Genomic DNA, 23,830 nt, shown 5'->3' on the forward strand with positions numbered 1-23,830 from the left:
ATAACGTACAAGAACTAACCTCTTAAGAAATACTGCGGCTACAGCCATGTAAAGAATTATTAATCCGTCAGCACTGGATCGCGCGGAGGGTACAAAAACAATGAGGATACGATCAGGTTCTTTAGGTCAGTGTCGACAACAAAAAATCCGTTGGCTAGCAAGCTAACCAACGGATGGGGTGAGAGAATGTATATGTTATTTTAAGTTATAGCGCAATGTTACACCATAGGTTCTTGGATCGCCGATAACCCCGGCGTACTGCCCATAACTGCCCGGCGCAGCCAGTAGTTGTTCGTAATAATCGGTACCGGCGATGTTTCTTCCCCAAAGAATGACCGAAAGACCATTTGCAGCACGAAACCCAACACGGCCGTTAAGTAGGCCATACCCTTCAATATTCATGTAGGCCGATGGCGATGGACTAGACGAAAATGTGGAACGATAAAAAACATCTGCACCGACGAAGAAGCTTCCGGGAAGGCTAATCAGTTTTCCCTTTCGGCTATATTCTGCCCCAAATGAACCTGACCATTTTGAGATGCCCGGCAGCTGTCCACCAGAAACATCTTTAAAAGCCTCAGGTCCGCCGACCTCTTCGAGTGGAACAGGGGCGTTTGTAAAGCGAACATACTTCCCATCGGTGTAGGCAAATGCTGTATTCAGCAAAAGGCTATTGAAGAGACGAACGCTTCCATCCACCTCGACGCCCTGCACGCGCACTTTTTCAGCATTGGCCAAATACCCCCGGTTGACGCCCGGGTCTGGTGTTTGCACCAAGGTTTGATAATCTTTTATATCCGTTTGATACACGGTAAAATTGAGAATGGCGTTGCGCATTGGAATGGTTTTCACACCCAACTCCTTGTGATGCACCGCTTCCGGCTTTACGCGAGCCAATTCAAGCAGCACTTCCCCATTCGCGGTCGGCAGTCCGCCCACGTTAATGCCGATTGGCTTATAGCTCACCGAGTACGTAGCAAACGTATTGAATTGAGGGCTAAATTTATACTGTGCAGATAATTGTCCAGACCAATTCCCAGCCGACGCGTCTGTGTTAAACGACTGATCGGTATAGATGCCGTTTTTTAGCGCTTGCAGAGCCGGGTCTGATGTTTCCAAGCCGCCGTAGCGCTGCCGGTCATAGTTTGCTACCTTTTTATCATAGTTATAGCGTAAGCCAGGCAAAATGTGAAACTTCTCGGTCACGGCCCAATCAATTTGTGTGTAAGCCGCCAAGCTTGTCGATTTGATGCCGTACTTGGTACGGATGCCGTAATTATCAAACAAGCCGGGAGTTTCCCAAAGCTCGCTTGTAGAACTTTGCGCAAAGCGCCACAGCGCCGGCCCAGCTTCCTCCGTGTGCACCGGATCGGTTCGTAAATCTTGCCACAAGCCATATAAACCAACCACACCACTCACCTTTTCACTGATCTTTCCGGAATATCTAAATTCCTGCGACCATTGATCATGCACCGAGTTTCCCGCCGATACGGTGAAAACAGGTAAACCCAAATAATCCCGATCATTCAATGGCACCCAATCCCAATAGCGCCATGCCGACGTTGATGTCAACGTCCCGTTACCGATTTTTATATCGGCATTGACCGATATCCCACCGAGTTCATTATCAGCTTTGGATTGTGTATCCAGATCTACTTTACGTTCAAATGCACTAGTATAGGGAACAGTATAACCTAAATCGGCAATAATATTATTGAATTGTCGATAGTCGGCACGTTGCGTTTGCACCACGCCGGCGATTCCCCAGCCATAGCCATCTGGCTTCTGCTTAGAAACATCTCCGGCAACAACGATCTTGATATCCTCCGTAGGTGTATATAGCAACTGACCGCGAAAACCTAGGTTATTGATATTGTTTATATCCCTATTCGTATGCACATTATACAATGTACCATTACGCTGGGTGCCGGAAAACGAAACGCGTGCCGCTAATTTTTTCGATATAGGGCCTGTCAACGACGTTTTCGCCTGGATAAAACCGTAATTACCATAGCTAAGTTCGAAATTTGCTTCCGGGCTAAATTGTGGCAGGCGCGTCGTAATGTTGAAGGCTCCCGCCGTCGTATTTTTTCCGAACAAGGTACCTTGTGGCCCACGCAAAACCTCGATTTGTTCAATATCAATAAAATCGAGCCAAGTGGCAGCTGGCCGTGCGATATACACACCATCTAAATAGAAGCCTACGCCGGGGTCTATACCGTCATTCGTCAATCCGTATGTCGACCCCAGACCGCGAATATTCAAGGTCGTATTACGTGCGTTAGACGTATACAGTTGCACCGTTGGAACCAATTCCTTAAGGCGATTTACATTGAACGCACCTGCATCTTCTATGGCTGCTCCGCGAATCAAGGATACTGGAATGGGAACATCCTGCAATTGCTCTCGACGCCGACGCGATGTGACAACGACCTCACTTAAATTTTCCGTAATAGGCTTAAGTTCAATCACCGTGGGCGAAGTAGAAACCACCACGGTTTTCTTTTCGTAGCCGACGTAAGATAAAACCAGTGTGAAGGGTAATTTCTGTCCTGTAACAAATTGAAATCCGCCATCCCGATTGGTACGAACGCTGTGCGTTACCGCTTCCAGCTGCACGGTTACACCCTCTATAGGTTCACGGGTATCGGCATCAATCACGGTTCCCTCTAGCGAAGCATTAATTATTGGTTTCGTTTCTACTTGTGCTTGCGCAGGCAAGCTGCATAGCGCGATAAAAAGTGTTAAGATGCTGTACGCATAAAGACGCACTTTTCTTCTTTCCATAAATGAATGTATTAATAGATATATGTTCGTTGACAACGCCAATTGCAACTTATGAAGGCAAATATAAAAATTGTTACAATAAAGTCTACTAATTTTGTAGATTATTTTTGTGCTTTCATTTTTTATCCCTAGTTTTGGTGTATCATAAAGAACATAAGGTTTATAATTGGTTAGCAAAAGGTTCCATTCTCCCCGTCTGGAACCTTTTTTTATTGCACCTTAAAACCAACTTGAACGATTGCTAGCGCGAGGCACCACAAGGTAAGCGTAGACTGGACATGATAATAACTGCAGCGACATCGCTTATCAATGCGCAAGCCACGAAACGTATCACGATTAATCGATGAACAGATGGAAACGGCACACCTGCATGCCGACCGGCATCTGAAAATATAGTATGGCACTGATTACGTTTTCCGTATCAAAAAAAGGACATTATGAAGGATCGTCCTTAGGGCTAGGTTTTATCGCTCGAAATGTATCAAATACCGATTCCCTGTTCAGAAACCACATACCCAACTTCTCTGTGGCAACGCCGTCAATCAGCTTGTAAGTAAATCTCGCTCCCTGTTCCACATCAGCTAAGGTTTCGAGATGCTTTAAAGCTACATGTTTATTGTTTGCAATGCGCTCGCCGACATCGGTGATATGCGTAGAAATAAAGAAAAGGCTCCGCTCAATGCCGCTGATACTATTGATAAAGTTTAACGTTGCCTCGAAAGCATCTTGATAGTTTGTTCCCTTGAAGATTTCGTCCAACATGATAACCGAGGGACTATGTAACGCCATATGTTCACCCATCGCTTTCAGGCGCCTTACCTCTGCATAGAAATGACTGTATCCTGAACCGATATCATCGACAAGGTTGATGCTGGTCATTAGCCCGTTGTAAAATAGAATTTCCATAGATTCCGCAGGCACGGGGAAGCCCACGTGAGCAAGGTAAATGCAGATGCCGATACTCTTTAGCAGTGTAGATTTCCCAGTCATGTTTGCACCTGTCAAAAACCAGATATTTTTTCCCGTCGTAATGTGTAAATCATTTTTTATTGGTTTGTGCAGCGCCAAATTATAAAGCCCCACTATATCTAATAGCGAAGCGGGTGTCTCATCGGTATTCATTTTTGGAAAGCAAAGACTGTTTTCGTTCCACATCTTTGCCACAGCGACCAAAGCATCTATCGTGTAGAGCATGTCAAACAGTTCTCGTACCCGATTCTTATGCGGACCTCGGAAGAGATAATTATGCCGTAATGTAGAACGTCGCGATTTTTTTCCGCTTCCCATTCGGCGCAACTCTTCAGCATCAAAAAAAGACGCATTAGCTGAAAAAAAATCCGCATATTTTCGCAACAAACCAATCGCTTTACCCGATGACATGGCCGCATCAATTATTCCCTCTAAAGCTGTAAAGAGCATCGCAATCTCGCGGACGGATTGGTAAATGAACAGCCGCTCACGCTTCGCCGATAACGAGAAAAAAAGAAAAGATTCCCCCTTCGTAAGATCAGCTAACGGGTGACTTGCACGAGGCTCGATGGGTTTGCGCAGATAGCGCTCCAAATCGGCCATCATATGTTTATCAAACAGATCGGTAATATGCACCGTGCCCAGATAAGCTATCGCCTGTTGTCGCTCGATGATCGCATCGATGGATGCGAGGGGGTGCTTCAAATAGTTGTACAATTCATCTTGGCCACCCAACGTGAGGGTACGATCAAAATAACGCAATAGACTGGCGGAATTCCAGTCTAAGACATTTAAGTCAGTCAGCGTTTGTTTGTCGGTTTTTAACATCATGCAGCATGCTAAATATAGAAAATGCCTCGTAAAATCTGGAAATTATTAACATACTTTAAGATAGCTGCACCTGCCATCTACCCTTACGCTGCGTACTGAAAGATATGAAGTAACCGGTCGATTAGCTGCAAGGGATTCAGATGCCCAAAATAAGCCTGTAAAATCCAAAAAATTCACAGCTCTTTGATTAATACTCTTATCGTCGTGTAGCGATTTAACAATCCGCTCGTTTTATTGTGAAAGATCTATTTTATGAAACCTACAAAACTTTACCTGACCTTACTTTTATTTTTTATGTTTTTCCTTCATTCGTGTAGCAAGGAGGGCTTATCGTATGAAGAGCTATCGCGACTCGCGGCGCTAAAAACAGAAGAGGCGGTGGCGCTGACCAAGGGCCACGCCTGTGGAAATCTCGCAGAATGGCGTATAGATACGCTCTACTACACCTATGTGCCAGTACACCCAAGCTTTGAAGAGGCGTATAGGAAACTTCAGGCAGAAGCGCAAGAATTGTATAGAAGGGCAAACGATGCTTATGAAGGGCCGACTCGCTACAACACGAGCCCCGTAACCTTGCCCCCAAATTTCGGAATTCGGTGTATTAATGGCGAAGTAAAAGTAGCGTCCGCGATGGATCTGGAGCTAACGGAGATTAACATACGTTTAAGCCAGCTTTTTATCGATGTCACAACATTTTTTGAGGACAGGCCATGTACCGATCCCAGTAAATGGCAAACCGTTACCATTCGTAAAGATTGTGAGGCTATCGATGTCTTATATACGGATGCTCCAAGCTTTGCCATATTTGGCAGAAAATTAGAAGAATTTATGCATTTAGAATACGCTAAAAGGAATCTCGAAGGCAATGCTGCCTGCTCAACGAGCCCTATGCCCAATAAAAGGATAGTTTGCGAAAATGGCAAGCCTAAAGTGACCTATTAGTTTTTTAGATATAAGATTTGTCATAGAATCCAGGAGCACAGGGTTATTCTTTTAAAGCAGGATCCCAAATGTTGCTCATTTCTTTCTCAAAAAAAAGCATCCATCACCTATTATCACGAAAAAAAGCCGCATTCCCGGAGGAATGCAGCCTCATTAATCTGATCTTTAATGCCGATCAGGCATTTAGCCATCCATTTTTACGTCTTTTCGCTGAAAAAGACATGAAAAACATCAAGCTGGTTTGTCTATCTACATCAAACTTAAGAATTCAGAAAAGCTAAATCAATATAGCCCGATAATTTTAGTAAATTTTGATTTTTTCCTCCTGTTAGGATAAAAAAGCGCAACAATTCGCAACCTTAGCCCCATAAATAAGAGATTCAAGGTTTATAAATTACAAAAAGAACAATGCCACTAAGGATGGTGAAAATAAAACAATGTCCTTATCGAATAATTGGTTAGCTTATATATGAGGTGATTGCGATGCAACAAGCTATAAACGATAACACATGCTGTGTATTCAACCGGCTAGGAATGGCTACGCTCAAAGTATTCGATCCGATCGAGATTATGCGCACGAAAATCAAGACGCTCGGGTTGCAAGCCAGCTTCATCAGCAAATATGTAATATACATCGTTCGCTTGGAAAACCGCTAAAACCTGCACGCTTTTAAACGGATGTTCTCGACCAACTGCATACACGATCTCATCATTGTTACTATCTATATAGCTTATCGAATACATCAATTTATCCTCTACAACCTCACCGGCCCCCAAGCTTAGCTTCGATTGTAAAAACTGATACGTCGTTAGATGTTGCTCGGCAACATCATTCGGAAGATGCTGTGAATCTGGAATAAAAAATTGCTTTGCCATAGGTCTCCTTTCTGGTAACTGTATTTAACTAACGTCAAACCTTTGCAAAATAATATAAAAAAAACGAACGACAAAGCGTATTTTAGTCTTCCGACTTTTATTTTACAGTAATTTTATATTAACTTCATCTTGCAGCGGTCAGTATTGGTCGATCGTAACGTGCAACAAAAGTTATGCTCAATCCTCAGTTTCATGAACTCGAAAACAAAACGAATAGTTAAATATACAGTCTATAGTATTGGTGCGCTAGCACTGCTTGGCACCTGTGCGCTGGCTCTCTTTTTAAATGGGCGGCAATTCGGAAAAATGCCTGAGGGCGCACGCTTGGAACGAATCAAAAAATCGCCAAATTACAAAGACGGTGAGTTTGCCAACCAAAGTCCCACCACGCTGATGACCGGCGAAAAATCGCAGCTGCAGAATATTTGGGAGTTTATGGTAAACAAGGTGGCTGACCTCACACCTGTTCGAGCTATCCCTACAAAAAATACAGTGTTGACATCTCTTCCGCTAGAGGATGACCTGATCGTATGGCTTGGACACTCCTCCTTATTCCTTCAATTGGACGGAAAACGTATCGTCGTTGATCCCGTTCTCGTTTCCGCTTCGCCCGTATCCTTTGTCAATAAGCCTTTTCCGGGCGCTGATCGATATACCCCATCCGACATCCCCCCTATCGACCTGCTCCTGCTCACACACGATCATTGGGATCATCTCGATTACCAAACAATGTTGGATCTAAAAGATCGCATAAAATCGGTTGTTTGTCCGCTCGGCGTGGGCGCACATTTAGAGTACTGGGGCTTTGACCCTAAACTTATCCAAGAAGTGGATTGGAACGAAACACGACAGATCGATGCATCGATCAAGCTCACTGCCCTACCGGCGCGGCATTTTTCTGGACGTGGATTGACCTCCAACCAAACCTTGTGGACAGCTTATATGCTGCAAAGCTCCTTTGGCAACCTTTTCCTTTCCGGAGATACAGGCTACGATATCCATTTCAAGGCTATTAAAAAGCAATTTCCAACGATTGATTTTGCTGTAATGGAGAACGGGCAATATAATGAAGATTGGAACCTGATTCATATGATGCCCGATGATCTGGTTAAGGCGGTCGACGAGCTTAGACCTACCAGATTTATGACGGTGCATAACAGCAAATATGCCCTTGCACGACACGCTTGGTACGATCCTATGCAGAAGATAGCGCAAGCAGCAGCAGAAAATAGCCTGCCGGTGCAAACACCACAGATCGGTGAAGTATTGTTGCTACAGGACAGTACGCAGCCATTTAGCAACTGGTGGGAGGTTGCAGAATAATGACCTTCGCCAGGCATTTGCTGAAGCGCTTTTAAACAGATCACGCAACAATGGATACGCAAAAAATATACATCTTTAGTGGCTTGGGGGCGGATGAGCGAGCGTTCCAAAATATAGACTTTTCGGGCCTGGATATTCAACATGTGAAATGGTTGACGCCAAATAATGAAGAATCTATTCGCGCGTATGCCAAGCGTCTTGCTACGCAGATAATTGAAAAAGAGCCTATCCTTATAGGTTTGTCCTTCGGGGGCATAATGGCTTTAGAAGTTGCGAAGCATATCGCTGTCAAACGTATTATCTTGCTATCATCTGCAAAGAAGAAAGACGAGATCCCTATTTATTTCCGATTAGCAGGAAAGATTCGGTTGCATTTTTTGCTACCCACAGCGCTACTTAAAAAAGCAAACTGTGTGAATTTTTGGCTATTTGGAACGAGCACATTGGCTGATAAGAAACTTCTGAAGGATATACTGAGCGATACAGATGTCACCTTTCTTCGCTGGGCGCTGCAACAGATTGTTCGGTGGGACAACGAATCAACACCTTGTCCTATAGCACAACTCCACGGAACGAAAGATCGCATATTGCCGATTCGCTTTGTAAACGATGCTGACCTGATCGATGCTGGGGGGCACTTCATGGTTTTGAACCGAGCAAAGGAGGTCAGCGTTTTTATTCGAAAACACCTTTAGCGCAGGAATAACCGAAGAAAAGCAATCGCAAAAAGGCAAACCTCCTCATTGTTAACATAATCTTTATACGATATATCTTAATTTATGTTGAACCGCTGAACTAGAATAACTACCTTTGCGCCGATGAAAAAGATAGCAGACTACAGAAAACTTTTAGATTTGGACGCTAAAGCTGATCTCAGCGCATTGAAGTCGCGCTATAGACAGATCATGAAGGAATGCCATCCTGATAAGTTCGTGAATGATGAGGAAGGATTACGCGCAGCGGAAGAACGAAGTAAAGAAATGATCGAAGCCTACCATTTTTTGGTAAGCATTTGTCCGGAAACACTAGAAAACCAAAAGCCGATTTATAAAAATACAATCGAGACATCAAACATAAGCGATTTTGATTGGAAAGGACATATTTTGACTATATCGTTTTTAGATGGTAGCAAATACGAATATTTTAATGTACCCCGCAATGAATACATTAAACTGGTCAATGCAGATTCACCAGGTAGATTTGCCAAGCGACACATTTATCCAAAATATGGATACCGCAATGTATTGAAAACCGCAGAATAGCGACCATTTTCTCTTACACTCTAGGCCTGATGGGGATAGCATGGCTTACGCGCTCTCCTTATCAGGCTTTCTTTTTGGCGGCATTTTTCCTACCGCGCATCCTACGAGCTGGTAAAACCGGATTAGGCACTTCCTCCTCTTTCTAAAGATTCGCAGGCGACGTTTCTATTTCGATAATAATTTTTTTCTGGTATACTTTCAGCGTCAATGCATCCCCACGCTTAAAGCCACAATCCCCAAGCCATTTTCCGGTTAACGTAATGACAGGGTTGTAGCCGCCGTAAACCCCATCCCTCGCGGCCCATTTGCGAGATACCTTTAAGCGCCTTGTTACAAACTTATCGTTTGTTCTTTTGCACAGTCCTTTCATAGCATTTCTCCTTTATTTGGACGAAGTACGAGATGCCATGGCGTATATTCAATCCTTGTCGAGAATAATTTATCCCGTAAGAAGGATACTTCAGAAATATAATTTGTTTATATTTAAAGCATTCTATTTTTCGATAAAAACAAAACAGGTATGATACACTCCGGCAACAAAAAAATACATCAAGGCAGAAATATAAAACGCTTCCGTGAAATGCTGGGTATCAAGCAGGAAGCGCTTGCATTTGAACTCGGCGAAGACTGGAATCAAAAGAAAATATCGCTCTTAGAGCAGAAAGACATTATAGAAGCCGACATATTAGCACAGGTAGCAGGAATCTTAAAGGTGCCTACCGCAGCCATCGAAAATTTTGACGAAGAACAAGCGATTAACATTATCGGTAACACGATTACCAACCATGATCATGCTTTTAATCTTGGAACATTAAATATTCATCCTATCGACAAACTCATTCAGCTGCACGAAGAAAAAATTGAACTTTACGAGCGCATGCTGAAAGAAAAGGATGATATGATGGCAAGACTGGAAAACTTGATAAAAAGCAACTCCTGAGAACCTTCAGGCAAGCACACAAGATAGTCGGTAAAATACGCGAGCCGCAGCAGATTAATAAGCGCCTTTAATAAGTTTCAGTGTAACCTCGTGAGAAGTATTTTTTTCCCAGCGCGCGATCAGCCATGCAATAAAGCTAAGCCTAAAAATATCGCTGTTCCCTGCTTCTCTTAGTTGAGCCAACACCGCTTCTTGATAAGATGGCTCAAAAGCTACCACCGGTTTTAACAGGTATTGCTCAACGAGTCGCAGGTAAGCCAGCACACGATCTTCTGACGTCGTTTGTAAATATTTTTTATAGCGGCGCCGAAAGCTCTGCAGTCGAGACAAGGCAAGTTCTACATTTTCAAATTGTGCCTGAACAATAATCTCCATCAGGTTTTTCCGAATGGTCCATAGCATGCCGAGTTTTTTTTCGTACCAGGCGTCTGTCCGCGTAAGTGCAGCCAGTTGGCGAAGGCTTTCACGATTGTTATGCTGTGCGTAAAACATGGCCAAGCAAATCCGCAAATCGGCAATATCTTCGGCTTTGGTTGTCGCCTTGACCTTCGCTAGTGCTCCTTGGAGTACGGAGACTGCGGCATCTCCGCTGCCATTAAAGTGAAGATTTAGCGCTATAAGTAACTGCTGTCGCGCAAAAAACAAATCCCCATAGCGTTTGTCGCCCGCCATGAGTTCGGCCATCTTTAACAGGTAAGATTCACTTTTGCTAAAATCTTTATTCCGTAAATGAAAATTAGCCAAAAAATACATGATCGAAATATGGTGGAACAGGTGAGTCGATTTTTTATCGGGCTGCGCACTAATAAAATTATTGATCCGCACCACATAACGTTCGATCAGCGAATAGTCTTGTTGTATTGCCGCATATTCATTCGCTATAAACAGAATCTGGTAGATGGATTTAAACGTCATCAGGTCACGCAATGAAATTTTGTGTTTACGAATGCTGCTGATAATGAGTGAGGTTAAATGAACAATTTTTCCTTTGAGGTTTACCTCTTCTAGCTCGCGCCGCAGGTAGGCGTAGGTAATGTTTAAATTTGATTCACGGAGCATGGCGGTATGATTGGCGAGAAATCGGGCAGTCAGTTCATCCAGATTTTCCGCCCCTTCCAGATGCGCATACTGCAGCTTCAGCAACAAAAGCTCGTTCACCAAATTAAAATGCTCTATATCATGAGCGAGACGTTCTGCTTTATCCAACGATTTAAAGGCTACTTTCGAAACGCCATTCTCGAGCAGAAAACGCGCCACCACGACAAGACGCGATGCCTCGTGGGCTTCGGAATGGTTGATTTCAAATGCCTTGTGCGACAGGAAGGAGAGCAAACTTCGTTGTAACCGCAGCCGCAAAGCGTGGTAAGCATCGTTGTTTTCCCGTTGTTTATACAATTTGCTTAGTGCATTTATATCGTCAGTTTCCAACAAATTGAACAACTGCAAATTCTTGACATCTGTACGTCTATTTTTTCGCTGTAAAAACCTTTTAAAATCTTTCTTATCGGTATTATCCAGCAAATTTATCAATTGAGAAAGCGTATCCATACCACTACTATTAGCAAACTAAAGGTACAATATTCAGCCATTAAATCGTCAGCATATATTGTTTTTTGACTTTTCTACCTGATGCTTGTACCCGACATTTGCTTTCATATTAATCATTAAAACAAATAAATATGGAACCGCTAAATCAAAAAACAGAAGAACACGGACCTATCGTAAAAAAACAAAACGATGATCCAAGAAACCCGTTCAAACCGACTGCTGCATTTGTTGGCGCATCGTGGTTTGCCCTACTAACTGGAACAGTTGGCTATTGTATAGGCTTGTGGAATGCAAGTATGGAATTAAATGAAAAAGGCTATTATTTTACGATCCTATTATTCGGGCTATTTGCCGTAATTTCTGTCCAGAAAAGTGTTCGGGACCGAACCGAAGGATTGGTCGTTACCGATTTATACTATGGCCTAAGTTGGTTTGCTACCATTGCCGCATTGGTGCTGCTTACCGTGGGGCTTTGGAATGCAGATCTCGCGCTCAGTGAGAAAGGATTCTATGCGATGGCATTCTCCCTCAGTATATTCTCGGCCATCGCCGTACAAAAAAATACCCGCGACGCTAAAATGTTTGAGGATAAAGATCTGTAACGTAGCGGTTGCCTGCCCCGTAGCTCCTTGCCTAGCAAGGCTGCGGGGCTTACCGCATTGGTCAATCTATTGCATATGCTTAACTGGTCTACAACAATACGATGTAGACAGCTTACAGCGCACTTAAACTTAAGCTCTTATGAACCATATTAAACGGGAAGATATACATAGGCTGGCTCCGCATAGCAGCCTTACAGCGGCGGACGCTAGCAGGGCACTGCGTACCTTCGTTTACCCCAACACCAAGGCTTGGCAGAAATTTCTTCGCATCTTCTTCCTCATCCTGGGGGTCGGATTTTCCATTTTGGGGGTCATTTTCTTTTTTGCCTACAACTGGGCCGATCTGCATAAATTTGCAAAAATAGGCATTATCGAAGCGCTTGTCTGCGGAATAACGCTACTCGCAATCAACCCTAAGTTTAGCACACAAACGAAAAACATACTCCTCACGGGCAGCTCCCTACTCGTTGGTGCTTTATTCTCGATTTTCGGACAGATTTATCAAACGGGAGCAAATGCCTATGACTTCTTCCTGGCATGGACGCTCTTTGTCACGATCTGGGTCATCATTGCTCGATTTGCTCCGCTTAGTTTATTCTACCTTGTGCTGGTAAACAGCACGTTGATTTTGTATGAACAGCAGGTGACTACAGGCTGGCCACCGAGCCTATTCTACACTATTCTGTTTTTACTAAATGGTAGCGTAGCCATGGCAGCCATCTTCCTTCAACAAACGAAGCGGACGATGAATGTGCCTATCTATTTCACCAATACCGTGTCTTTGGCTGCCGTAGCGTTTGCAACTAGGGGCGCCATCGCTGGTATCTTTAGCAACGATTATATTTACCTGAGCCTAATAGGCGTCATTATCATTGTGCTCTACAGCACTGGAATGCTATACGCTATCAGGCGCAAAGATGGATTCTACGTTGCGATCTTATCTTTTAGCTTGGTCGTGATCGTATCGGCGCTTTGGGTGCATCTTATCGAGGATGTAGTGTTGTATTTGTTCGTCAGTGCCTTCATCATCATGAGTGTAACGTTTATTATCAACAACTTACTTAAATTTCAAAAAGCTAAACACCATGGAACAGAAGAATAAAGTAGACCACATGCTGGCTTACTTCCAATCTACCTATAACGAAGATATGCAGTTTGACAGGGTCGCCATTGATCGTGCATACAGTGCCGAAGATACAAAACACCCATTGATCATAAAAATCCTTTCCGTTTTTGGCGGCTTGCTAGCATCCATCGTCTTTTTTGGCTTTTTGTTTTTGACAGGCTTATACGAATCTAAAACGCTACTGTTAGCATTTAGCGCATTAGCGATCGCTGCTGGCCTACTCGTTAGCAGAAACGACAACGGCATTCTTTGGGACACGATGAGTGTAGCGTTATTGGCGATAGGCTTCATTATGCTTTCGTTTGGTCTTACAGCGTGGGATATGCCGTCTCAACAGATCCCCCTCGTTCTTATAGTTGTAGCCGCAGCCTGTTTGGCCCTCGCCGGCAATTACATGATCTGCTTCGTTTCGACATTAATCCTGCACGGAAGCATACTAGCCTATATCATAGGTAATCATTGGGATCAATTCACTCCCTTTTACTTATGTGGGCTTGTCCTGTTGCTTAGTTATATATTTTTAGACGAAGCAGCACTCATCACCCGACCAAAATCTTTACTAAAGTGGTATAACCCAGTAAAAACAGCGCTTATTTTCGCCTTTTTTTCGGGCCTTATTACCCTTCGGGTGGACTTTCCTTTGAATGTACCGGTACAGGCTGTCTTGTTTACATCGGGCACCTGCATTATCCTGATCCTGTTTAATGCCCGGGCTGTGCTCAATCGTTTCGCCATCACAAAAAGCAGTTACCTTATCCTTACCTACGCCTTGATCTTGCTAAGCTTGATACCAACGGCAGTTGCGCCGGGCATAGCAGGATCCCTCCTCATTCTTTTGCTTTGTTTCCAGACAAATTATAAAACAGGATTTATTATTGCGGCCATTGCGCTGATCTACTTCATTGGCCAATGCTATTATGATTTACGATTTACACTCTTGACCAAATCGCTGTTGTTATTCGCTTCCGGCACATTCTTTATTATTCTTTATCTTTTTATATCAAAACGACATGATCAACATAAAAAAATATAGAGGCCCCATCATTATCGTTAACCTCGTTTTGTTGTTGGCTTACTTTCAATACAGCGTTTTCAACAAAGAACAGCTATTGACCGATGGGCAATTGCTGCTGTTGCAGCTAGCGCCGGTCGATCCGCGTTCACTTATGCAGGGCGATTACATGCAGCTTCGTTATGAAATAGCGCGAGGTGTACATCCCGATAGTGTCGGTCGTCGGGGTTACTGCGTTTTACAGGTGCTTCCTGATAACACCACGCAGCTAAAACGCTTTCAAGCAAACAAAGAACCGTTGGCAAAAGATGAACAGCTGCTGGCCTATACATCGCGCAACAAATGGCAAATCGCGCTCGGGGCAGAGTCGTTTTTCTTTCAAGAAGGACAGGCGAAAAAATTTGAAAACGCGAAATATGGCGGGCTTCGGGTTGATGCTTCAGGAAACAGTTTGTTGGTGGACCTGTATGATGAAAACTTGAAGAAGATACGTTGATTGCGGGAGCCACGATGGCAGGGTTATTGTCATCATAATGGTTATGGAGACAAAAATTGCGTTAATCTACCAAGCTGCAGCAGCGCCCGAGACAGATGGGGTTATTAAACCGATGAAGGAAAGTGGCTATGCAGACAGCTGTGCAGATATCGCGTTTGCCTTAAAGCAACAAGACATCGACGTTATTACGCCCACAAATTCTCCGGATGTACATAATGACCTGGATTGGTGCTTTCCCGATACAGCCATTGGCATTCAACGGGCCATCGAACTGGGCGCTAACACCTTATGGCTTAACACGGTTTTGTATAAGGGACATCCTATACAACGGTTTATCGACGAGGGGCTAGCCATTATCGGCCAACTTCCTGAAACGGTAGACCGCTTTGATGATAAGTGGGTAACCAATGGTTTGTTAAAAGCGAACCATCTGCCTATACCGAAATCTACGATCATCACACGGCAGAATTTACTAAGTGTTGTGCTGAATTTCCCGTTCCCCGTGGTTGCAAAGCCCATACGAGGCCGCGGCAGCCAGGGCGTTTACTTGGTCGAAGATGAACAATCGCTCCAACATCTTATGCAAGATATGATTACCGAACGTACTTATGGCGATGTGCTGTATGTAGAAGAGTACCTCGCCGGTGAAGAGATGACGATCACGGTAATGCCCCCCGGAAACTATGTTATCAAAGGGCAACGCGTCAGAAAATCGTCTTATTGGGCTCTTCCGCCGGTAAGACGATTTAACCATCAAAATGGCATCGCCCCGTACAATGGTGTTGTCGCTGTTTCGGAAAACAGTGCCGTGCTCAATGATTTTGAACTGGAAATGGATGATGTAAAAAAGCTTTGCGCGCAGTGCGAAACCGCTGCCAATATGGTAAAAGCAAAAGCTCCCGTCCGTATCGACTGCCGAGCAGACGCCAATGGCAAATTTTACCTCTTTGACGTGAATATGAAGCCAAACATGACAGGCCCTTCCAGACCTGGACGCCAAAATCAAGATAGCCTAACAGCACTTGCCGCTCAAAAAATAGGCTGGGATTATAACATGCTCGTTCGAAATATCGCATCACTCTACTGGACAAAAGCCTAATAAAACCCTTTGGCCCATTGCCTCAAGGCTTATGATAATTCATAATTTTTTACCCCGGGGCAAACAAGTAGAAAGTATTTCATTAACTTCGTCTTTATACGGAGCACACCATGAAAAACAACACCAATATTACCAATGCTAGTATCGAATCGGCTGGATTGCCCAAAGATTATAAGCATGCTATTGCAGAGTATATTTGGAACGGTTTTGATGCGAAAGCAAGCCGAGTTGATATTCGTTATGTAAGCAACGAATTGGGGTATCTGCATAGCCTAAGCTTCGAAGACGACGGCGAAGGAATTAACCACAGCACCCTGCAGCAATCTTTTGGAAATTTTTTGGATTCCATGAAACGCAGCACCTTAAAGCGCAGCTCTTACATCCGTGGCCGAAAAGGAAAAGGCAGATTTTCCTTCTCCTTATTTGCCACACGTGCTACATGGAAAACGCGCTACCGAGCTGCTGATGGAAACCTGCGTGAATACGAAATCCTTATTGACCGAGATCAGAAAGAAACCTACGAAGATTCTTTTTTAGTTGATGCCCCTCCAACAGGCACGGGTACGTCGGTGCAACTTGATGGTATCTTCGGCTTAACGGAACGAAATCTCGATGCTGCTGACTTTTTGGATTTCCTTGCTCAGGAATTTGGTTGGTTTTTATTTTTAAATAAGGATCAAGGCTTCCAGATCACGTTAAATGGTGTCGCTCTGCACTACAATCATCTTATCGCAGAAAACGAGACTGTAGCCTGGACAATAACGGATGAATTTGACCATCCCTATACTTTTCAGGTCAATTTCATTTATTGGAAAGAAAATATAGGCGACCGTTATTACTATTATTTTCTGAACAGCGAGAAAATCGAGGTAGCGAAAGAGCTGACGAGCTTCAACAACAACGCTATTCAATTTCACCACAGTGTTTATGTAGAATCATCTTTCTTTAACGCCTATGGTCAGGAATCAATGGCCATGAGTAAAGACGAAAACCTGTTTTCCCCGTTGCAGCAGCATGTAGTGTTTAAAAAACTTATGCTTGAGCTGCGCAATCTCTTGGAGCGAAAGCAAAAAAAATACGTCCGAGAGCATGTATCCGAAAATATATTACAGGGCATCAACAAAAAGAAAATTTTGCCCGATTTCGATAACTCCTCAGCTGATCAAAAACGTAAAAACATCATATTAAATATTCTACGTGAGCTCTGTATTGCTGAACCAAAAGTCTTTACAACCATGAAAGATGACTATCTTAAAGCCTACATCGGTTTTATTGACTTGTTGCTTCAAACCGATAAACGTCAATCGATTTTATCCGTTATCGAGCAGACGCTCCCACTCGGTGAGTTCGAGCGGGAGAATATAAGTCAAATCCTTCAGGACGAACCAAAGTAACATTCTGCAGCTCGTAGTATCACCCTGAATGGATGACGCGCCATTTACTTATCCAACAAGCTTAAGTCAAGCCAGATATAGGGTCTATCCAAAACGGTATAGGGCAAAGCCTTGTTTTGGATTAGCTTCTCTTTGGTATCTTCATCTTGCAGTGGTAACTCCGCCGGAGGAACAACTAAAGCAGTAAATATTGCATCTTCCTCTTTGATCGATATATCACTCTGCAAGAGATTAACACCGTGACTTTCCAGTAGCGAGGCTGCCTCTGACTTGGTTAACTGCACTAAATTTGCGAGCGAAGCGTCAAAAGACTGCATCGCTTCGGTATAATGGCTTGCAAATTTATTGTTTATATAGCCTTCATAAAGTGTTCGATCATTGTTGCGAAGCGCGTCATTGCGAATGATAATGCGTTCGGGATGCAATTCAAAACTAAAATCTGCGGAATCTTCCAAAAATCCATAATGTAAATTGTACCTATCCAATCGCTTGATGAGTTCCATGTTTTGTTACTTTTTTGTCTGTATTTTTTAATAAGATGGTTAAACGCGCGAACGCTTCAGCGGCGTAAAAGCTATAGCTAAAATCCATATCTTACACGTTTATCCACTTGTTAATAGAACAGGCGAAACTACGTTTCGTTTACCCAGCGACGCCACGTGCTTGGCATGTCTTTTGCCCACAACTAACTAAAACTACATCACCATGTTAAACAGCCAAACAACACGATTACAGCGCACAATTTTCGGCCTGCTTCTTATTTTTTCGCTCAGCGCAGCGCAGAAAAGCTACGCTCAGATGGACGAGCAACGGTTCAAGATCGAACTCCGTATAGAGGCCGGCAACAAAACGGCGAAAACGCTATTGAACTCCTCCTCCATAAGTTTTTCCAGACAAGAAGCCTACGCTAGTTTAGACAGCACGAAAACGCAGAAAACCTCGGTCGGAACGAATACTGTTCCGCAGATTCCACGGGAAATTTACTTGAGTGCAGATGCCGCTTCGGTTAGCAAAGAAGCGATGGAAATATTGGCTCAACATAAAGGGACGTTGAAAGGATCAATTATCGTTACCGATGCCTACAACCAGTCACAAGTGAAAACGATACAATTCGCTGAAGCCCTCTTGAGTGGCTACTCCGATCAAGTGTCTTCATATGGGTACAATGGTAAACCCGGCAGCGTTGCTTTCTCATTTGTTTGCAAAGAACTTGTCGTTGACGGCGTAAAGCTAACACCATAATCTTGCGCTGCCTAAATAGGCAGCTTTTTTTGCTACGACTGAAAACGAATAAGCGCGTGGATTGTCCTCCTTATGCCGGATCAAGATGACAGAGATGTGTAGCGTGCGAAAGAAGAATTGTTACCGGAAATAATTTCAACAATAACTACAGGATATACTTCTTTTTAACAATATTATGGAATTCCAAACACTGGTAAATGACCCTTATCGCGGCTTGCGTTTTCGTATACATCTCGAAAATGCGGACTTTATCGTGAGACTGCTTAAAACAGAAATTACGAAAGACACAAAAGAAATCAAAATCCTAATGGACGGTATGCCCAAGACGCTACGCAAAGATGACTTTGGAAACTGGCAGGTCGACGGGATCGAAACAGAGCAACACTTCGCAAGAGCGGTATGGAACTGTATAAGTTTACGCTACCGGATATAAGAATTTATATCCGGCGATAGGTTTATCAACTGGTTAGGCCTAACCAACGTGTAGGCTATCCTGCTCACTTTTCTCTTTCCTATCCTGTTTTTTAATATAGAGATTATCGACCATAACCATCACAATAACCAATATTGGCGTTGCGAGCACAACACCCCACCCTCCTAACCACACGCCCATAAATACTTGCGTGATAATGAGCAACGCCGGAGGTGTCTCAATTAGCTTTTGCTGTACCAGTGGCATAATAAAACTACTTTCCACAAGCTGCACTAAGCAATAAAGCAGTATCACCCAAAGGGCGGTTTCCGGCGACTGGGATAACGCAACTAGCGCCGCAGGAATGATCGCGATAACAGGGCCGAAATTGGGAATAAAGCTTAGTAGTCCAGCAATAATAGCTAATATCAACCAGAGATTGACGCCAAGGCATACCAGTCCAATAGCTGTCAACACGAAAACAACCAACATCGAAAAAAGCATTCCCTTTAACCAGGCTTTTAAATTCCCGCTGATTAGCTCGATGATTTCGCTTCCTTCCCTCCTAGCGGCGGCCGGCAATAGCTTAACCATACCTTTCTTATACTGCACTGGACTTGCCGTAAAAAACACCCCAATAAATATAACGACGTAAATATCACCCAAAAATCCAAACGAGCTATTGAAAAATTTTGTCAGGTAGGGCGTCACTTTTTCCATCGTCTGTGTAGACTTCACTTCCTCAACGATCGACTTTATTTCTTTGTTTTGCTGTACATAAGCCGAAGCATCGTCTAGCAATTTCGGAAGCTGCTCCGCAAAGGATGTGGCCTCTTCTGCAATCCTTGCGCCTACCAAAAAGAACAGTCCTCCTAAAAATAGTACAGTGATCCCTACAGCCAACGACAGGGAAAATTTTTGGGGAACCGACAAGCGCCTTCTAAGCAATCCGGCCAATCCGTGAAAATAAACCGATAAAATTGCGCCTGCTAGGGTCAACAATAGCACGTTTACCGCCTTCCAAAGCAATAAAAGCACAACGATGACGGATGCCGCGATGGCAACCGCGGTCCAAACTTTGGCCGTAAAACCATTTCTTGGAGATTCTGGGGTTTTGTCTATATTCAATTTAATTTGTATTAATTGAGCGTGTATCCTGTATCTACGGTGAACAATGATCCTTCAGAAAAGTTTATAAAGCAAAATTATCGCAAAAATGTCATTTTTGGCATACAAATTGCCGTGATGTGGATAGGTTAATAATTGGTTTGGTAACCCTTCACGCCGCCCGGTTGTGGAGGGTTCCGTTTTTTTATACCGTTTGGTGTTTCTTCAGTTGTCATTTCAAAGTTTTCCCTTTAAATTCAAACAAATCCAATTATATAACAGTCATCTTAATTACCGCAAGGGAATTATAACAGGAAGAATAAAGGGTTCCAAAAATTTTAAAAAGGAGTGTTTCAAAGCCGCGACACTTTTTAAAAAGCAATACCCCACTTCAGCAGTTGAAGCAGGGATTATCTATCATTTTAACTACAAGTCAACATTCCTGTAAAACACATCACTGGCTTTTTTGTAATTGACGCATCGATTTCCTCCGCAATCTTTTCGTTACGAATAGATAGAACTGGATTACATTAATTCCTACAATAAGGCTATATAGTATATGCAAAACGATCATATCTCTAATTTTAATACAAAGTTAGTTTTGCCCACTCCACAAAAACAGTAGTGAGAATTTTTTTCACTATTTTTTTTGGAATGCTTGGGCATTTGTGAGGACTACCATGATCACATAAAGCCGAAAAACCTGAAAATAAAAAAAACGGAATCTTCCTATAAGTTGTTCAATAGATAGAAGTACTAATAACACATTAAAATTCAAGACTATGAACAATCAAGGAAAGAACATAGACGACAAAACCATCTATTCTGACAAAGAGAAGGACAAGTCTAACGAACAAAAGAAGGAAGATCAAAAGCATGATAAAGACGGAAAAGGAATTGACTACATTCCACCAACGCCAGAGCCTGCGTCAGATTCTTCAAGAAAACATGATGATCCTATTCGCGATCACAATCCGAGCGTACTATAAACGGTCCGTTTAGATAAAAAAGGCAGTGAAGCTTTCGCTTACTGCCTTTTTTATCGTATCCAAATGACAACATACGTTCTTCAGCATCTAACCGACTGCTTTACTCCTGTAATTAGAAACATATGAACCCTTCAAGACGAAATTTCATCCAGAAGTTTGCCCTTTCGGCAACGGTACTACCTATGCTATCGAGCTTTTCTACGACGCAAGCTGCGGCGTATTTGGGGCAGAAAGATGGCCCTGTGCTTCGTGTAGCGTTAATGGGGCTCGGCGGCTATGCTCAGCGGGTTGCAGAAGCCATGCAATCTTGCAAACGCGCGAAGATTACGGGTCTGATTAGCGGCACGCCCGCTAAACTTAAGGAGTGGGGTAAAAAATATGATGTTCCCGAAAAGTCGCACTATAACTATGACACCTTCGATGCCATCAAAGACAATCCAGAAATTGATGCCGTGTATGTGATCACGCCCAATGCCTTGCACCACGATCAAGTGATTCGGGTGGCGGCAGCCGGCAAACATGTCATCTGTGAGAAGCCGTTGGCCATATCGGCAAAAGAAGGTCAAGAAATGGTTGACGCCTGTGCGAAAGCCAACGTGAAGCTTTTGATCGGTTATCGGATGCGTTTTGAACCCAACACGCTGGAAGTGGTTCGGCTACGAGAAAAAGGCGAGCTGGGGAAAATAAAGTTTTTCCAGGGGCAAACGGGCTTTGTCGCCGGCGATCCATCACAGTGGCGACTGAACAAAGCGTTGGCTGGCGGTGGCTCGATGATGGACATCGGCATATACGCTATTAATGGTGCACGCTACATGGTGGGCGAAGAGCCGGTATGGGTTTCTGCGCAGGAAACCAAAACAGATCCTGTTAAATTTAAAGAAGGTGTAGATGAAACGATTCAATTCAATATGGGCTTTCCTAGCGGAGCAGTAGCATCCTGCCTGTCATCCTACAACATCAGCCATTTGGATCGATTTTTCTTGAGCGGGGATAAAGGTTTTGCAGAGATGTGGCCCTCCACCGGATATGGGCCAATTAAAGGACGTACGAATAAAGGTGACATTGGGAAGCCGCACACGATTCATCAAACTACCCAAATGGATGCCATGGCATCGATCATCTTAGATGGTACCGAGCCCCATCTGCCGGTAGACGGTATGGTTGGTGTGCAAGATTTAAAAATTATTGAAGCGATATACGAATCATGCCGCACGGGTAAACGCCAAACCTTAGATCTGGGTTAGAAGGCGGCGCGTGTCCACTAACCATACGCAGGACAGTGTGCGCTATCGATAAAAAAAATGATCAATCAACGACATGAACGCTTCTTCATCGCTTTCATAGCGACGTGTTAACGTGCGCCAAGTCTTTTCATTGAATTGCAACTCGTTACCAAAACTGTCGCTGTATAGGTATTTTTTAAAGATATCTTTCTTCAAGGAAGCTTTGTCGTTTCCGTACGTGTATTCCAGCGTACCGTTTAACGTTTTGTTAAAGCTGCTTTTGACACCATCGACCTCTTCAGCAATCTGATCATGACCAAAGATGTCCTTTCCTTTTTCCAGCTTGTACCCTTTATTATCTTCGATAATCAGTTTATTAAATATATCAATGCTGTATTTCGCGACATAGCCTTCACTGCGTCGATTCTCCCGAATCAATTCATTAAAAAGCTCGCGCTTCATGTTTTCGTTCCCCAGTATCCCGGGATAGGTCGCGATTAAATACTTTTTTTCCAGCGTTACCTTGTTGTTTCTATTGTCGGTAAAGATAAGGTCATCAAAAACATTTTTTTTGAAGGTAGACTGGTAGTCGCCATCTCTTGATTGGTAATTTAAGTCCCCGAACATGTCGCGCTGGATGGCTGCCTGCTGCGAAAATGTGCAGCATGCATACAATAGGAAGAGCGTAAGGATGGCTATCTTTTTCATATTTTCTTTACTACATTGGATAGGCAATATACTTTAAAGGTTTAAGAAAGTCATAAAAAATGCACCATCCCGTTTCTCGAATGGTGCATTTCGCATTTAGTACAGCAAACGTGTATTTCGCTAGCTCCAGCTATATTCCGAGCTTAAAGTGTACCTAGCTTCATGATATAGTCTACCGTCTCTTTATTCAACCAGTCCTTCAGGGTGCTGGAAAACTGATCTATCATTTGTTGTCTCGTCATGACTTTCACCTTTTTGGTATCAAAGACTTTTTTGTCAATGGGCACATTGGTGCTTAACTCTACTTTACTCGCAAAATAAGATACGTGCTGGCTAGGAACCACCAAGCCTAAAATCATGCCGGGCAGGCCGCTAATAGATTCCGGTCCGCCACTTACCGGCATCTCGGTATTATAATAAGCCACGACATACACCGAGTCTGGTGTGATGCCATTGGCACGTCGGCAAGAATACCCGGCTATCTCTCTATACTCATTTGTTATCCGCCATTTCACTTTCTTTACCGTGTCTTGAATAATGACCTTTTCACCCATCAGGTCGTTGTAGCGCTTATACTCCCTCGTTTTCAGGTTAGATAGCGTTACTGCATCAAAATCTAAGGCAAACATCATAATGAGCTGTTGCGTCATCTGATCGAGCTCTACCTTTTGCGGTTCGAAAAGCGTTTCCGTGTCATTAAATTTAAGGGTCTTTTTCAGAACAACTTGCTGCGGAATCTTAGGCAGCATGTTTTGAAATTGCGCGCGCGATCGCTCATCAGCCTTATCGATAAACTGTTTGTTTACGATGTTTTTCATGTACATTGTCTTGTCGTAGGTTATCGTCCCCGACTTCGAAAACATGGTGTATTGCGCCTTTACGGTATGCATGGCAAACAAGGCGACGAAGGAGCATATATATAGTTTAAATTTCATAATGAAT

At 43.4% G+C, this 23,830-nt stretch carries 24 protein-coding genes; 15 read left to right on the top strand and 9 right to left on the bottom strand.

The features are described 5' to 3' along the window. Nucleotides 1-195: 195 nt before the first annotated feature. Together B0I21_RS13105 and B0I21_RS13110 are read right to left on the bottom strand one after the other, a co-directional pair. Complete coding sequence (locus tag B0I21_RS13105; RefSeq protein ID WP_133640938.1) at nucleotides 196-2,787, bottom strand: TonB-dependent receptor; 2,592 nt, start codon at nucleotides 2,785-2,787, stop codon at nucleotides 196-198. A 435-nt stretch (nucleotides 2,788-3,222) separates the two neighbouring features. Continuing rightward, a complete protein-coding gene (locus B0I21_RS13110) occupies nucleotides 3,223-4,587 on the bottom strand; it encodes a MutS-related protein (RefSeq protein ID WP_133640939.1) in 1,365 nt (454 codons plus the stop codon). A 252-nt stretch (nucleotides 4,588-4,839) separates the two neighbouring features. On the opposite strand from B0I21_RS13110, the gene B0I21_RS13115 reads away from it, so the two are divergent. Then, nucleotides 4,840-5,529, top strand: a complete 690-nt coding sequence (locus B0I21_RS13115) for a hypothetical protein (RefSeq protein WP_133640940.1) — start codon at nucleotides 4,840-4,842, stop codon at nucleotides 5,527-5,529. A 528-nt stretch (nucleotides 5,530-6,057) separates the two neighbouring features. Here the strand turns inward: B0I21_RS13115 and B0I21_RS13120 are convergent. After that, nucleotides 6,058-6,405 (bottom strand): hypothetical protein, encoded by a 348-nt coding sequence (locus tag B0I21_RS13120; RefSeq protein WP_133640941.1) that lies wholly within the window; start codon nucleotides 6,403-6,405, stop codon nucleotides 6,058-6,060. A 192-nt stretch (nucleotides 6,406-6,597) separates the two neighbouring features. On the opposite strand from B0I21_RS13120, the gene B0I21_RS13125 reads away from it, so the two are divergent. The 3 genes from B0I21_RS13125 to B0I21_RS13135 all read left to right on the top strand — a co-directional run bounded on the left by B0I21_RS13125 (nucleotide 6,598) and on the right by B0I21_RS13135 (nucleotide 8,990). Next, nucleotides 6,598-7,728: an MBL fold metallo-hydrolase gene (locus B0I21_RS13125; protein WP_133640942.1), complete on the top strand. Its 1,131-nt coding sequence runs from the start codon at nucleotides 6,598-6,600 to the stop codon at nucleotides 7,726-7,728. Nucleotides 7,729-7,778: 50 nt separating this feature from the next. Continuing rightward, nucleotides 7,779-8,423: an alpha/beta hydrolase gene (locus B0I21_RS13130; protein WP_133640943.1), complete on the top strand. Its 645-nt coding sequence runs from the start codon at nucleotides 7,779-7,781 to the stop codon at nucleotides 8,421-8,423. A gap of 123 nt (nucleotides 8,424-8,546) precedes the next feature. After that, the gene (locus tag B0I21_RS13135) at nucleotides 8,547-8,990 is read left to right on the top strand and encodes a KTSC domain-containing protein (protein ID WP_037500477.1); all 444 of its coding nucleotides are present in this window, start codon (nucleotides 8,547-8,549) and stop codon (nucleotides 8,988-8,990) included. A 142-nt stretch (nucleotides 8,991-9,132) separates the two neighbouring features. On the opposite strand, the gene B0I21_RS13140 is transcribed toward B0I21_RS13135, so the two are convergent. Then, a complete protein-coding gene (locus tag B0I21_RS13140) occupies nucleotides 9,133-9,360 on the bottom strand; it encodes a SymE family type I addiction module toxin (protein WP_133640944.1) in 228 nt (75 codons plus the stop codon). A gap of 150 nt (nucleotides 9,361-9,510) precedes the next feature. Here B0I21_RS13140 and B0I21_RS13145 point away from each other — a divergent pair, with 150 nt between their 5' ends. Continuing rightward, nucleotides 9,511-9,930: a helix-turn-helix domain-containing protein gene (locus B0I21_RS13145; RefSeq protein WP_133640945.1), complete on the top strand. Its 420-nt coding sequence runs from the start codon at nucleotides 9,511-9,513 to the stop codon at nucleotides 9,928-9,930. A gap of 54 nt (nucleotides 9,931-9,984) precedes the next feature. Here B0I21_RS13145 and B0I21_RS13150 read toward each other — a convergent pair whose 3' ends face one another. After that, nucleotides 9,985-11,478, bottom strand: coding sequence for a hypothetical protein (locus B0I21_RS13150; RefSeq protein ID WP_133640946.1), 1,494 nt, complete (start codon nucleotides 11,476-11,478; stop codon nucleotides 9,985-9,987). A 131-nt stretch (nucleotides 11,479-11,609) separates the two neighbouring features. On the opposite strand from B0I21_RS13150, the gene yiaA reads away from it, so the two are divergent. The 6 genes from yiaA to B0I21_RS13180 all read left to right on the top strand — a co-directional run bounded on the left by yiaA (nucleotide 11,610) and on the right by B0I21_RS13180 (nucleotide 17,207). Continuing rightward, complete coding sequence (yiaA, locus tag B0I21_RS13155; RefSeq protein ID WP_133640947.1) at nucleotides 11,610-12,080, top strand: inner membrane protein YiaA; 471 nt, start codon at nucleotides 11,610-11,612, stop codon at nucleotides 12,078-12,080. Between the two features lie 139 nt (nucleotides 12,081-12,219). Next, the gene (locus B0I21_RS13160) at nucleotides 12,220-13,182 is read left to right on the top strand and encodes a DUF2157 domain-containing protein (protein ID WP_133640948.1); all 963 of its coding nucleotides are present in this window, start codon (nucleotides 12,220-12,222) and stop codon (nucleotides 13,180-13,182) included. Then, complete coding sequence (locus B0I21_RS13165; protein ID WP_133640949.1) at nucleotides 13,166-14,239, top strand: DUF4401 domain-containing protein; 1,074 nt, start codon at nucleotides 13,166-13,168, stop codon at nucleotides 14,237-14,239. Before B0I21_RS13160 ends, B0I21_RS13165 begins: the two co-directional genes overlap by 17 nt. Further along, entirely contained in the window at nucleotides 14,217-14,714 is a 498-nt protein-coding gene (locus B0I21_RS13170; RefSeq protein ID WP_243836128.1) for a GDYXXLXY domain-containing protein, read from the top strand. Before B0I21_RS13165 ends, B0I21_RS13170 begins: the two co-directional genes overlap by 23 nt. Nucleotides 14,715-14,757: 43 nt before the next feature. Beyond that, a complete protein-coding gene (locus tag B0I21_RS13175; RefSeq protein ID WP_208292341.1) occupies nucleotides 14,758-15,813 on the top strand; it encodes an ATP-grasp domain-containing protein in 1,056 nt (351 codons plus the stop codon). A 110-nt stretch (nucleotides 15,814-15,923) separates the two neighbouring features. Continuing rightward, nucleotides 15,924-17,207, top strand: coding sequence for an ATP-binding protein (locus tag B0I21_RS13180; protein ID WP_133640951.1), 1,284 nt, complete (start codon nucleotides 15,924-15,926; stop codon nucleotides 17,205-17,207). 44 nt (nucleotides 17,208-17,251) lie between these two features. On the opposite strand, the gene B0I21_RS13185 is transcribed toward B0I21_RS13180, so the two are convergent. After that, on the bottom strand, nucleotides 17,252-17,710 hold the full coding sequence (locus B0I21_RS13185; protein WP_133640952.1) for a hypothetical protein: 459 nt from the start codon (nucleotides 17,708-17,710) through the stop codon (nucleotides 17,252-17,254). A gap of 202 nt (nucleotides 17,711-17,912) precedes the next feature. Between B0I21_RS13185 and B0I21_RS13190 the strand changes: the two genes are divergently transcribed. After that, nucleotides 17,913-18,449, top strand: a complete 537-nt coding sequence (locus tag B0I21_RS13190) for a hypothetical protein (protein ID WP_133640953.1) — start codon at nucleotides 17,913-17,915, stop codon at nucleotides 18,447-18,449. A 175-nt stretch (nucleotides 18,450-18,624) separates the two neighbouring features. Beyond that, nucleotides 18,625-18,882, top strand: coding sequence for a hypothetical protein (locus tag B0I21_RS13195; RefSeq protein WP_133640954.1), 258 nt, complete (start codon nucleotides 18,625-18,627; stop codon nucleotides 18,880-18,882). 39 nt (nucleotides 18,883-18,921) lie between these two features. On the opposite strand, the gene B0I21_RS13200 is transcribed toward B0I21_RS13195, so the two are convergent. Further along, nucleotides 18,922-19,989, bottom strand: a complete 1,068-nt coding sequence (locus B0I21_RS13200) for an AI-2E family transporter (protein WP_166637850.1) — start codon at nucleotides 19,987-19,989, stop codon at nucleotides 18,922-18,924. Nucleotides 19,990-20,750: 761 nt separating this feature from the next. On the opposite strand from B0I21_RS13200, the gene B0I21_RS13205 reads away from it, so the two are divergent. Both B0I21_RS13205 and B0I21_RS13210 read left to right on the top strand, forming a co-directional pair. Beyond that, nucleotides 20,751-20,957: a hypothetical protein gene (locus tag B0I21_RS13205; RefSeq protein WP_133640956.1), complete on the top strand. Its 207-nt coding sequence runs from the start codon at nucleotides 20,751-20,753 to the stop codon at nucleotides 20,955-20,957. Between the two features lie 122 nt (nucleotides 20,958-21,079). Continuing rightward, nucleotides 21,080-22,201, top strand: coding sequence for a Gfo/Idh/MocA family protein (locus B0I21_RS13210; protein WP_133640957.1), 1,122 nt, complete (start codon nucleotides 21,080-21,082; stop codon nucleotides 22,199-22,201). 42 nt (nucleotides 22,202-22,243) lie between these two features. On the opposite strand, the gene B0I21_RS13215 is transcribed toward B0I21_RS13210, so the two are convergent. Next, nucleotides 22,244-22,888 (bottom strand): hypothetical protein, encoded by a 645-nt coding sequence (locus tag B0I21_RS13215; protein WP_133640958.1) that lies wholly within the window; start codon nucleotides 22,886-22,888, stop codon nucleotides 22,244-22,246. Between the two features lie 143 nt (nucleotides 22,889-23,031). Continuing rightward, entirely contained in the window at nucleotides 23,032-23,823 is a 792-nt protein-coding gene (locus tag B0I21_RS13220) for a GLPGLI family protein (protein ID WP_133640959.1), read from the bottom strand. Nucleotides 23,824-23,830 lie beyond the last annotated feature (7 nt).

It is taken from the genome of Sphingobacterium paludis (assembly GCF_004364125.1).
In the GTDB taxonomy this organism is placed as follows: domain Bacteria; phylum Bacteroidota; class Bacteroidia; order Sphingobacteriales; family Sphingobacteriaceae; genus Sphingobacterium; species Sphingobacterium paludis.